At 43.5% G+C, this 12,780-nt stretch carries 9 protein-coding genes and 1 pseudogene; 9 read left to right on the top strand and 1 reads right to left on the bottom strand.

The genetic code is table 11. The features are described 5' to 3' along the window. The 9 genes from VLN09_RS08085 to VLN09_RS08045 all read left to right on the top strand — a co-directional run. A partial coding sequence (locus tag VLN09_RS08085; RefSeq protein WP_325245389.1) for a 2-oxoglutarate dehydrogenase E1 component occupies positions 1-1,819 on the top strand: 1,819 nt, incomplete at its 5' end. A gap of 155 nt (positions 1,820-1,974) precedes the next feature. Then, complete coding sequence (gene odhB / locus VLN09_RS08080) at positions 1,975-3,207, top strand: 2-oxoglutarate dehydrogenase complex dihydrolipoyllysine-residue succinyltransferase (protein ID WP_325245387.1); 1,233 nt, start codon at positions 1,975-1,977, stop codon at positions 3,205-3,207. 271 nt (positions 3,208-3,478) lie between these two features. Continuing rightward, positions 3,479-4,930 carry a dihydrolipoyl dehydrogenase gene (lpdA, locus tag VLN09_RS08075; RefSeq protein ID WP_325245385.1) on the top strand — a complete coding sequence of 484 codons (1,452 nt, stop codon included), beginning with the start codon at positions 3,479-3,481 and terminating at the stop codon, positions 4,928-4,930. Between the two features lie 192 nt (positions 4,931-5,122). Continuing rightward, complete coding sequence (gene sucC, locus VLN09_RS08070) at positions 5,123-6,289, top strand: ADP-forming succinate--CoA ligase subunit beta (protein ID WP_325245383.1); 1,167 nt, start codon at positions 5,123-5,125, stop codon at positions 6,287-6,289. A gap of 102 nt (positions 6,290-6,391) precedes the next feature. Beyond that, positions 6,392-7,267, top strand: coding sequence for a succinate--CoA ligase subunit alpha (gene sucD, locus VLN09_RS08065; RefSeq protein WP_011512490.1), 876 nt, complete (start codon positions 6,392-6,394; stop codon positions 7,265-7,267). Positions 7,268-7,375: 108 nt separating this feature from the next. Beyond that, entirely contained in the window at positions 7,376-8,407 is a 1,032-nt protein-coding gene (galE, locus tag VLN09_RS08060) for a UDP-glucose 4-epimerase GalE (protein WP_325245379.1), read from the top strand. 54 nt (positions 8,408-8,461) lie between these two features. Then, the gene (locus VLN09_RS08055; protein WP_325245377.1) at positions 8,462-9,352 is read left to right on the top strand and encodes a UTP--glucose-1-phosphate uridylyltransferase; all 891 of its coding nucleotides are present in this window, start codon (positions 8,462-8,464) and stop codon (positions 9,350-9,352) included. After that, complete coding sequence (gene pgi, locus VLN09_RS08050; protein ID WP_325245375.1) at positions 9,349-11,013, top strand: glucose-6-phosphate isomerase; 1,665 nt, start codon at positions 9,349-9,351, stop codon at positions 11,011-11,013. The genes VLN09_RS08055 and pgi overlap by 4 nt, the downstream gene beginning before the upstream one ends. 37 nt (positions 11,014-11,050) lie before the next feature. Next, the gene (locus VLN09_RS08045) at positions 11,051-12,463 is read left to right on the top strand and encodes a UDP-glucose/GDP-mannose dehydrogenase family protein (RefSeq protein ID WP_325245373.1); all 1,413 of its coding nucleotides are present in this window, start codon (positions 11,051-11,053) and stop codon (positions 12,461-12,463) included. A gap of 103 nt (positions 12,464-12,566) precedes the next feature. Here VLN09_RS08045 and VLN09_RS08040 read toward each other — a convergent pair. Continuing rightward, positions 12,567-12,780: pseudogene (locus tag VLN09_RS08040) on the bottom strand (phosphomannomutase CpsG); the annotation flags it as partial.

The following is a 12,780-nucleotide window of genomic DNA, read 5'->3' as shown; positions in this document are numbered from 1 at the left end:
TGAAAACAAGATAGGCAATTCAGTATTGCCAATCGTTATTCATGGTGATGCCGCGTTTGCCGGTCAAGGCGTGGTACAAGAGACATTCCAGATGTCACAAACCCGTGCGTATACGACGGGCGGCACCATACATATTGTGATTAATAACCAAGTTGGTTTTACCACCAGTCGTCAAGAAGATGCACGCTCAACGGAATACTGCACCGACGTGGCAAAAATGGTTCATGCGCCAATTTTACATGTTAACGGTGACGATCCTGAGTCTGTGGTATTTGCTGCGCAATTGGCATTAGATTATCGTCATGAGTTTGACAAAGACATCATCATAGATCTTTTCTGCTATCGCCGTAACGGTCACAATGAGGCCGATGAGCCTTCAGCGACCCAGCCATTGATGTATGCAGTGATCAAAAAACTACCAACGACTCGTACTATTTACGCGAAACAGTTAATCGAAGAAGGTTTGCTGAGTAAAGAAGATGAAACGCGTTTAGAAGATGAGTATCGTGAATCATTAGACCGCGGTGAATATGTTGCCAACTCATTGGTAAACGAGCCGAACGAGCAGCTATTTGTCGATTGGAAACCTTATCTGGGTCACGATTTAGTTGACGATTGGGATACCAGTGTCGATATCGAAGTATTAAAAGGTTATGGTCGCCGTATGGCAGAAATGCCTGAAGGCTATAAGCTACAGCGCCAAGTACAAAAAGTGGTTGAGCAGCGCTTGGCCATGCAAACTGGCGAAGAGCCTTTAAACTGGGGCGCAGCTGAAACATTGGCATACGCATCACTGGTTGATAATGATAAAGTTTTGGTACGTATTACCGGTGAAGATGTAGGACGTGGTACGTTCTCACATCGTCATAGTGAGCTATACAATATCGAAGATGGCAGCATGTATGTGCCATTAGCTCACCTGAGTGAAGACCAAGCTCGCTTTGCCACTTATAACTCATTGTTATCAGAAGAAGCGGTATTGGCTTTTGAATATGGTTACGCGACCACAGTACCAAACGCATTGGTCGTTTGGGAAGCGCAGTTTGGTGACTTCGTCAACGGCGCCCAAGTAGTTATTGACCAATTTATCGCTAGTGGCGAGACCAAATGGCAGCGTGTTTGTGGTTTGACCATGCTATTGCCGCACGGTTTTGAAGGTCAAGGTCCTGAACATTCATCAGCCCGTCTCGAACGCTTTTTGCAGTTATGTGCTGAAGATAATATGCAGGTCATCACACCAACGACGCCTGCTCAGATTTATCATGCGTTACGTCGTCAAGCGGTTCGCCCAATCCGTAAACCGCTAATTGTTATGTCGCCAAAAAGTTTACTACGTCATAAGCTTGCGACTTCTCAATTAGAAGAATTGGCACATGGCATGTTTGAAACGGTATTGCCAGAGATGGATCAGCAAAATCCGGACAATGTGACTCGTATGGTGCTATGTGGTGGCAAGGTCTATTATGATTTGCTTGAGCAGCGTCGTGCTTTAGGTCTAGACCATGTGGCAATCGTTCGTATCGAACAGCTCTATCCTTTACCAGAAAAACGTTTAATTGCTGAAATTGAAAAATATAGCAACTTAAAAGAAATCGTTTGGACGCAAGAAGAGCCATTGAATCAAGGCGCTTGGTATTATCTAGCACCGCACATGTTCCGCATTGTTGTCCCGCATCCAACTAGAGCAAAAGTGATGGAGCCAGTTGCACGTCCTGCTAGTGCGGCGCCTGCGACGGGTTCAGCAAAATTACACGTTAAGCAACAACAAGATTTAATCGCTGGTGGTCTTGGTATCAGTGTAGATGAGCTTTCTATTTAATAGCACATCTAAATAACAGATTGTATGTAATCAATGAATCAGGCGATGACAGTCAGTACCTAGTGAGACAATTTAAATATCACGTTTTTAATGGTACTGACTGCCTATCACGACTTAATTATAAATAGTAATATCCAAATCTAAGGAGTATATCGATGGCTGAAATTAAAGCCCCCGTTTTTCCAGAATCGGTTGCCGATGGTACAATCGTTGAATGGCATGTCACTGAAGGTCAGCAAGTAAACCGTGATGACCTATTAGCTGAAATCGAAACTGATAAAGTTGTATTAGAAGTGGTCGCGCCTGATAACGGTGTTGTAACCCGAATCGTTAAGCAAGTAGACGATATCGTATTGTCTGATGAGCTGATTGCTGAATTTGAAGCCGGTGCTAGCGCCAGTGCTGAAGCGGCTCCTGCCGTTGATCCAGATCAACCAGCTGCGCCAGTACAACCTAAGCAAGCAACAGATGGCGGCGAGCCAGTACAAGCATCTGCTGAATCTGATCATAAAGATCAAAGCCCTGCGGTACGTAAAGCAGCTAAAGAGTCTGGCGTAGATCCTAAAAACGTTGAAGGCAGTGGTCGTGGCGGTCGTGTGACTAAAACCGATATGTCAAACCCAACGTTAAAAGCGGATAGCTCAATCACTTCTGATAGTGGTCGTCCGGTTGCTGAAGCGGTTGGCGAGCGTACCGAAAAACGTGTACCAATGACGCGTCTACGTAAGACAATCGCGAATCGTCTGCTAGCTGCTTCTCAAGAAACAGCAATGCTAACGACGTTCAACGAAGTCAACATGAAACCGTTGATGGACATGCGTACCAAGTATAAAGATCAGTTCGAAAAGCGTCATGGCACACGTTTAGGCTTTATGTCGTTATTCGTGAAAGCGGCGACTGAAGCACTAAAACGCTACCCAGCTGTGAACGCGTCATTAGACGGTGATGACATCGTTTATCATGGCTACTATGATATCGGTGTTGCCGTATCTTCTAACCGTGGTCTAGTCGTACCAGTATTGCGTGATACTGATCGCATGAGCATGGCAGACGTTGAAGCCAAGATTCGTGAGTTTGGTGGTAAAGCACAAGAAGGCAAACTTGGTCTAGATGACATGATTGGCGGTACTTTTACGATTTCAAACGGTGGCGTATTTGGTTCATTGATGTCAACACCTATCTTGAATCCACCACAAACCGCTATCTTGGGTATGCATGCGATCAATGACCGTCCTATGGCAGTTAATGGTGAAGTTAAAATCTTGCCAATGATGTATCTTGCACTGTCTTATGACCATCGTATGATTGATGGTAAAGAAGCAGTACAATTCTTGGTAACACTGAAAGAATTGGTTGAAGACCCTACTATGTTGCTTTTAGATCTTTAAGTTTTTAGGCTTGTATCAGTCATGACTGATACAAGCTTTTTAGCTTTGTATAGATTATCTTTTAATGCCTTTTAGCTTTTTCAGTTCTATCTTATGAGCAATGAGCTAAAAATACTCAGCAGCCATCTTTATCGTCTTTTTAAACGCATCTATTATCTAGCATTTAGATATCGTATTGGTTATCGAATAGATAAGTCGATGGTTTACTAACGAGATAAAATTGGTTTATATGATACCTAAAATTAAACTAAAATTAAAATAGGAACGTATTATGAAAGACAGTTATGATTTAGTCGTCATCGGCGGCGGACCTGGTGGTTATGAAGCAGCAATCCGTGCAGGACAGCTAGGTATGAGCGTTGCTTGTATCGAAAAACGCGTTTATAAAGGCGAGCCTGCGCTTGGCGGTACTTGCTTAAACGTCGGTTGTATCCCATCAAAAGCACTGCTTGATAGCTCACATCGCTATGAAGCTACTAAGCACGACCTTGCTGAGCATGGCATTACTACTGGTGATGTTGCTATCGATATCGAGCAAATGATTGCCCGTAAAGAAGGTATCGTTAAGCAGTTGACTGGTGGTGTTGCAGCCTTATTAAAAGGTAATGGCGTTGACTGGCTACAAGGCTGGGGTACGTTGGTTGATGGTAAAGGTAGCGCCAAAAAAGTTAAATTTACCGCACTTGCTGATGATAGCGAAACCACGATTACTGCTAAAAACGTGATTCTTGCGGCAGGTTCAGTGCCAATTGATATTCCAGTTGCCAAGACAGACGGCGATCGTATCGTTGATTCTACTGGCGCGCTTGACTTCACTGCTGTGCCTAAGCGTTTAGGCGTAATTGGTGCCGGTGTTATCGGTCTTGAGCTCGGTTCAGTATGGCGTCGCCTTGGCGCAGAAGTCGTCGTATATGAAGCGCTACCTAGCTTCTTGGCTGCAGCTGACAAAGATATTGCTAAAGAAGCTGGCAAGATGCTGAAAAAGCAAGGTCTTGATATCCGTGTTGATACTAAAGTAACCAATGCTGAAGTGAAAGGCGATCAAGTCATCGTTACCAGTGAAGCCAAAGGCGAATCTAGTGAAGAGAGCTTTGATAAGCTTATCGTTTGTGTCGGTCGCCGTGCTTATTCTGAAAAATTACTGGGCGAAGACAGTGGTATTCAATTGACCGAACGTGGTTTGATTGATGTGAATGATCAGTGCAAAACCAACCTTGACGGCGTTTATGCTATCGGTGATTTGGTACGTGGTCCTATGCTTGCGCATAAAGCCATGGAAGAAGGCATGATGGCTGTTGAGCGTATTCATGGTGAAAAAGCACAAGTAAATTACGACACCATCATCAATGTCATTTATACGCATCCAGAAATCGCATGGGTTGGTTTGACTGAACAAGAAGCAGAAGCTGCAGGTTATGAAGTCAAAACAGGTTCATTTAACCTAGCTGCTAACGGTCGTGCCTTAGCACAAAGTGAAGCGCAAGGTTCTATCAAAGTCGTTGCTGATGCCAAAACAGACCGTTTATTAGGTATGCATGCGATGTCTGCTGGTGCAGGCGATATCATCCATCAAGGTATGATTGCGATGGAATTTGTATCAAGCATCGAAGATTTGCAGTTGATGACGTTTGCGCATCCAACGATCTCTGAAGCCGTACATGAAGCAGCATTGTCAGCGGATGGTCGTGCGATTCACGCAATCCAACGTAAAAAACGTAAATAATTTTAACGGCTAAAAATATTTTGTATAAAGATATTTTAAGTGTATTAAATGGTTATTAGATGATGACATGACCATCGCACTGTTTGAATGATTATTTTGAATGCTGCGTTGGCCTTACTTAAGTACAGTAGAACATTCTACGGTGTATGGGTTTTCATTTTTTATTAATAGTAAAAATAAAGGATTCAATCAATGAATTTACATGAGTATCAAGCAAAAGAGCTATTGAAAAGCTATGGCTTGCCAATTCAAGAAGGGATCATTGCCTACAGTGGCGACGAAGCAGCGGCAGCTTTTGACAAAACCCCAACTGATATCGCAGTCATCAAAGCGCAGGTTCATGCTGGTGGTCGCGGTAAAGCGGGTGGCGTTAAATTGGTTAAGACTCGTGAAGAAGCCAAGCAAGTAACTGATGAGCTTATCGGTAAAAACCTTGTAACGTATCAAACGGATGCCGCTGGTCAACCAGTAAACTTCGTTTTGGTTGCAGAAGATATGTACCCAGTACAAACTGAGCTATATCTTGGTGCTGTTGTTGACCGCTCTTCACGTCGCGTGACGTTTATGGCATCAACTGAAGGCGGTGTTGAGATTGAGAAAGTTGCAGAAGAAACCCCTGAAAAAATCTTTAAAGTCAATGTTGATCCTTTAGTGGGTCTTATGCCTTACCAAGCGCGTGAAGTGGCGTTTAAATTGGGTCTAGAAGGCAAGCAGATCAATCAGTTCGTAAAAATTATGACCGGTGCTTATCAAGCATTCGTTGAAAACGACATTGATTTACTTGAAATCAACCCATTAGCGGTTCGCGAAAATGGCGAGATCGTTTGTGTTGATGGCAAAATTGGTATCGACTCAAATGCTTTGTATCGTCTGCCTAAGATTGCTGCGCTACAAGACAAATCACAAGAAAATGAGCGTGAGCTTAAAGCGGCTGAGTTTGATCTAAACTATGTTGCGCTAGAAGGCAATATCGGTTGTATGGTAAACGGTGCCGGTCTTGCAATGGCAACGATGGATATCATCAAATTGTACGGCGGCAAGCCTGCTAACTTCTTGGACGTTGGCGGCGGTGCAACTAAAGATCGCGTTGTTGAAGCATTCAAGATCATTCTTGAAGACAGCAGCGTTGAAGGTGTTTTGATCAACATCTTCGGTGGTATCGTACGTTGTGACATGATTGCAGAAGCTATTATCGCTGCAATCAAAGAAGTTGATGTTAAAGTACCAGTTGTTGTCCGCTTAGAGGGTAACAATGCTGAGCTAGGCGCGAAAATCCTAGAAGAATCTGGTCTGAAATTAATTTCAGCTCAAGGTTTATCAGACGCCGCTCAAAAAATTGTTGACGCTGTTAAAGCTTAATTGCTCAAGAGTACAAGGCGCTTACTTATTCTGCCACCGTTAACATTTAACGTGGCAGGATAGGTACGCGCCTACAAGACAACTGCATACAAGGATAAGATAATGAGTGTATTAATTGATAAAGACACCAAAGTATTGGTGCAAGGTTTTACCGGTAAAAATGGTACGTTCCACTCAGAACAAGCCATCGAATATGGTACAAAAGTTGTTGGCGGCGTAACCCCTGGTAAAGGCGGTCAAACGCACCTAGGTTTGCCAGTATTCAACACCATGTCTGAAGCAATGGCAGCCACCCAAGCAGACGCTTCTGTTATCTATGTACCAGCTCCTTTTGTACTAGATTCTATCATCGAAGCAATTGACGCTGGTGTGAAACTCATTGTTGTGATCACTGAAGGCGTACCAACGCTTGATATGCTTAAAGCCAAACGCTACCTTGAAACAGCAGGCGATGTACGTCTAATTGGTCCTAACTGCCCAGGCGTTATCACCCCAGGTCAGTGCAAAATCGGCATCATGCCAGGTCATATCCATTTGCCAGGTAAAGTGGGTATCATCTCACGCTCTGGTACTTTGACTTATGAAGCCGTTGCTCAAACTACTAAACTTGGTTTTGGTCAATCAACCTGTATCGGTATCGGTGGCGATCCGATCCCTGGTATGAACCAGATTGATGCATTGAAATTGTTCCAAGAAGATCCACAAACTGAAGCAATTATCCTAATCGGTGAAATCGGTGGTACTGCTGAAGAAGAAGCAGCTGCTTACATCAAAGACCATGTCACTAAGCCAGTGGTTGGTTATATCGCTGGTGTAACTGCCCCTGAAGGCAAGCGTATGGGTCATGCCGGCGCTATCATCTCTGGCGGTCAAGGTACAGCTGAAGATAAATTTAAAGCGTTCGAAGCGGCAGGCATTGCTTACACGCGTGACCCATCAAAATTGGGTGAGAAATTAAAAGAAGTGACAGGCTGGTAATATCAGCAGCTAACTGACTACTAATACTCAAATGACGTTGAAAAATAATGCAGGCACCCCTACAATGGGGTGTCTTTTTTTGTTTTGCAAATAGCTTTGGGGGTGGGTATGAAGCATAAAATTTTAGTCACCGGCGGCGCAGGATATATCGGTTCACATACTTGTATTGCATTGCATGAAGCAGGCTACGAGGTGGTGATATATGATAATTTATCGAACAGCAGTCTTGAGGCGGTTAATCGTGTCTCAACCCTTATTGGGCAGCCTATCGACTTTATCGAAGGCGATATTAGAGATGCTGATTCACTAAGAAAAGTTTTTTCAGCCCATCAGTTTTTTGGTGTGATTCATTTTGCCGGTTTAAAATCGGTTGGCGAGTCTGTAGCTAAGCCATTGATATATTATGATAATAATGTAAGCGGCACGATTATCTTACTTGAAATCATGGCTGAATATGATATTAAAAATCTAGTTTTTTCATCATCAGCTACGGTTTACGGCGATCCTAAAACGCTACCGATTGATGAAGGCTTTCCACGTTCCTGTACTAATCCTTATGGACAAAGTAAGCTTACGGTTGAGCATATTTTGGAGGACTTGGCGCTATCAGATAACAGCTGGAGCCTTATTCCTTTAAGGTACTTTAATCCAGTAGGCGCGCATTCATCTGGACAAATTGGCGAAGATCCGAATGATATTCCTAATAACTTGATGCCTTATATCTCGCAAGTCGCGGTCGGTAAGCTTGATCGATTAAGTATTTTTGGCAATGACTATGCTACCGTCGATGGTACGGGTGTACGTGACTTTATCCATGTCACTGACCTTGCACAAGGTCATGTTGCAGCGCTCAATTATCTAAAGCAGCAAAAACAAAGTTTGGGTTTTCTCCCGATCAATTTAGGATCAGGTAAGGGAACTTCTGTATTAGAGCTGGTTAGAGCTTTTTCTGCCGTATCAGCTCAAGATATTCCTTTTCAGTTCGTGGGGCGACGAGCCGGTGATATTGCCAGTTGTTATGCCAGTGCGAATAAAGCAAAAGAGTTATTAGGATGGGAGGCAAGCCTTTCTATCACTGATATGTGCCAAGATACGTGGCGTTGGCAAAGTATGAATCCAAATGGCTATAACCCAATATAAACATCAAAGAAAACAAACCCTTATCCATTATTATTTAAGTATCTATTAATCCTTATGAAAAAAATTACTCACGCGGTGATACCCGTTGCAGGCTTTGGTACTCGTATGTTGCCATTGTCTAAGTCAGTACCCAAAGAGCTACTGCCGCTTGGTAATCGTCCTGCCATCCATTATGTAGTGGAAGAAGCTATTGCTGCCGGTATTAAGCATATCGTCTTGGTTGGTCATGCGCAAAAAAGCGCGATTGAAAATTACTTTGATATCAATGCTGAGTTGGACAACCAATTGCGTGTTAAAGGTAAGGATGAGCTAGCAGACAGCTTAAACTGGCTACCAGATGACGTAACCATATCGATGATACGTCAAGGCAAGCCTTTGGGTCTCGGTCATGCGGTGCTTGCTGCCCGTCCAATTATTGGTGAGCATGATTTTGCGGTACTGCTGCCAGATGTGGTGCTTGATCCTTTTAATGGTGATATGTCTGCTGATAATTTAGCTTTTATGATTGATGCTTTCGCCAATGACAACCATTCGCAAATATTGGTCGACAAGGTCGCCGATAAAGATGTGCATAAATATGGCATCGCCCAACTACATGAAGCGTTGAGTGATGAAAATAGTTCAGCCAACGAAGCGGATAAAAACATCAGTTTTAAAGTGGCAGGTTTTGTAGAAAAACCAAGTTTAGCTGATGCGCCCTCAAGACTGGCTGTGGTCGGTCGTTATGTCTTTAGCCATTATATTTTCGACTATCTTGCGAAAACAAAGGTATCAGTTGGCGGGGAGATTCAACTGACCGATGCTATTGATGCGCTTATCAGCGAATATGGTGTTCATGTCACGACCATGCGCGGTAACAGTTATGATGCCGGCGATATGAACTCTTACATGCAGGCATTTATATATTTTGCTCAGCAGCAATTGGCCGATGAGAATGGTGGATGAGTACTATCAATAATAAAGTTTATCACAGCGCACGTCACTCTCAATACTGGCAGCAATTGCAAGAGTTAGCGGAACAGCCATGGTCGCTAGATAAACTATTTGCACAAGATACTGAGCGTACGACTCGTTTTAGTACGCAAGCTGGTGCGCTATATATGGACTATAGTAAGCAGTGTATTGATGACATCGTATTAGATAATTTACTTAGTTTAGCAAACAGTTGTGAGTTATCAGAACGTATTGACTCTTTATTACAAGGCGCAATGGTCAATACCAGTGAAGCGCGTGCGGCGCTGCATACGGCACTGCGCTTGCCAGCTACGGCTAAACTTCAAGTTGGCAGGCAAGATGTCGTTGCTGATGTTCATAAAAGCTTGGGGCAAGTTGAGCGCTTATCTGAGCGTGTACGTACTGGTACATGGCGCGGATTTTCGGGCAAGGCAATTACTGATGTGGTCAATATTGGGGTTGGTGGTTCTGATTTAGGACCGCTCATGGCGACGACCTCGCTCGATGAGTGGGCAGATACTGATATTAAAGTGCATTTTGTTTCCAATATGGATGGCACTCAGCTTGATAATCTGCTTAAACATTTAAATCCAGAAACCACCTTATTTATTATCTCATCCAAATCCTTTGGTACTGTTGATACCTTATCGAATGCTAAAACCGCACTATCATGGCTGCTTGCTACTGCCATACTGCGCGCTGGTACGGAAGAGAGTGTATTACGCCGTCATTTTATCGGTATCTCGGCCAATAGTGAAAAAATGAGTGAGTGGGGTATTCATCCTGAGCATCAATTGCAGCTTTGGGAATGGGTTGGTGGGCGTTTTTCTTTATGGTCAGCGATTGGTCTTGCCATTGCCATTCGTATCGGCATAGAAGGGTTTAAAGCGTTGTTAGCAGGTGCTCATAGTATGGATGAGCATTTTGCCCAAGCGGATTTTGCAGAGAATTTGCCCGTATTGTTAGGTTTGCTTGCGGTCTGGAACAGTACCTTTTTGCAAGTAAATGCTCATACGGTACTGCCTTATGATGGTCGTTTAAGCTATTTGCCAAGTTATCTAACCCAGCTTGAGATGGAGAGTAATGGTAAATCTGTCACTCAACACGGCGATCATATCGATTATGATACTTGTCCGATTCTGTGGGGTGAGATTGGCTCAAACGCTCAGCATGCCTTTTATCAGCTGCTGCATCAAGGTACGCAGCAAGTGTCCTGTGATTTTATTGCTTGCGTGCGCCGCTATAGCGATGTGGCAAAAAATACGCCGCTACAACAGCAACATGAATTGTCGTTAGCCAACTGTCTGGCGCAAAGTCGGGTGCTGGCGTTTGGTAATGCTGCTATTGCTGAGGCTGATATTCAGATAGCTTCTGATGCCGATAAATATAAATATTACCGCGGTAATCAGCCTTCTACAACCTTGCTAATTGATGAGCTGACCCCGCATAGTTTAGGCGCGTTAATCGCGCTTTATGAGCATAAAGTTTATGTCATGGCCAGTATCTGGGATATCAACCCATTTGATCAATGGGGGGTTGAGATGGGCAAGCAAATGGCAGAGTCTGTGCATCACGCCATGCAGCAAGAGACTCAAGGCCAGTTTGATACTTCTACTGACCAGCTATTACAGCATATTAAACAGCTGTCTTAGTGATGTTGATTAGCCAATAATGTAAAAAGGTACACCCATGAGTGCTGCTTCAAACGATAAATGTATGCCTAAATATAAAAATGAATCTGAACCAAATCAGATTAACAACTTTAATGTCTGTGTGCTTGTTGGCCACAGTATTGAAGCTATTACCAGTGCGGTGGTGCTGGCAAGCTTAGGTCAGCGTATTCACTTATACGCAGATATGAAGCTATTGAAACAGCAGATACAGCAGTATGGCTTTGAGCATCATTTGCAAGCGTTATGGCAAATGTATGAGCAGCAGCAGGTCATTATTAGTCAAGCAGTGCCAGATAATGCGGACACGTTAATACAACGCTATGAAGCTGCAAGTTATGATGAAAATCGAGCCATCAGTCAGAGTATCAATATTGATGATCAAAGCAAAGTGGCGCTTTATTGGTTATTTTTAGACAGCATCAAGCCAGTATGGGTAGGAGACAGCTGGATTACTGCATTTAATCATAGTCATCAGCAGACAATACCTTTAATTATGAGTGGTATTGAGCAACTGGGCGCTATCTCAGCGCTATCTGAGCGTTTGCAGCGAGCTTGGGTGTATTATGTGCCGTTTGTGTTCTTGCAAGATGGCGATGCGTATAGCTCAATGTTGAATCCTTCGTTATGGTTACTGGGCGAAAAAACAGCGAACAGTAGCCAGCATTTAGATGTCCTAAAGCCTTTAATTCAGCATGCGCGTGCTGCTCACCATGCTGATATCGCAACGATAGAGTTTGCCCGTAGTAGTATCATGGCTATGCTCGCGACAAGAGTGAGCTTTATGAACGAGATGTCACGCTTGGCTGATAGCCAACGGGTTGATATCAGCCAAGTGAGCCGTATCATGGGGTTAGATGAGCGAGTGGGCAGTAGTTATCTGCAAGCAGGATGGGGATTTGGTGGTAATACCTTACCTACTGAGCTGGCTAAATTACAGCAATCGAGCGAGACGCACAGCTTAGATATGCCGCTGTTGCAGTCTATTATGCACATTAATGAAGACCAAAAAGAGCTGATATTCCGTAAGTTCTGGCAGTATTTTGATGGCTTTATTGATAATAAAACCGTCATGATTTGGGGCGGTAGTTATAAAGCAGGATCGGGACGTACTTCAGGTTCAGCCGTTCATCCGTTATTAGCGTTATTGTGGTCTTATAATATTCGTACACTGGTCTATAGTGATAAAGCGCAGGCTGAACTTGCCGCGCTCTATCAACAGCAACCACTGCTTGAATTGATTGCCAATCCTTACTCACAGCTTGATGACGCTCAGGCTATTTTTATTATCAGTTGGTCGCCACGAGATCAGTTGGATATTGCTAAAATTAATCAGCAAGCCATGCCAGTATTTGATGCACAAAATGCACTCACACGGTCGCAAATCGATAGCCTAGTAGGCGATTACATGGGTGTTGGCCGATCTAAATAACCTTATGCAAGATTTTCTTTAGTTAATAAAAGCTCGCTAACAATCATTAGCGAGCTTTTTTTTCGAATTATAATCAAAACTATCTTTGCTCGATTTTATGGCTTTATGCTGGTACAGCACCTTGTGCTACTAGCCATTGCTGAACTTCTTGAGTTTTAGTAGCCAGTAACTCTTTATCGCCGCGACTTTCGATATTTAGTCTGATAAGTGGTTCAGTATTGGACGCACGCAGATTAAAGCGCCACTCTCCAAAGTTGAGGCTTAGGCCATCAAGCGTCGATTTGGTTGGATGCTCTAAGCTAAATTTCGCTTCAATT

It is taken from the genome of Psychrobacter sp. (assembly GCF_035469765.1).
Lineage (GTDB): Bacteria > Pseudomonadota > Gammaproteobacteria > Pseudomonadales > Moraxellaceae > Psychrobacter.
The sequence above is the reverse complement of the archived record's forward strand: the minus strand, read 5'-3'. Positions and strand labels throughout refer to the sequence as shown.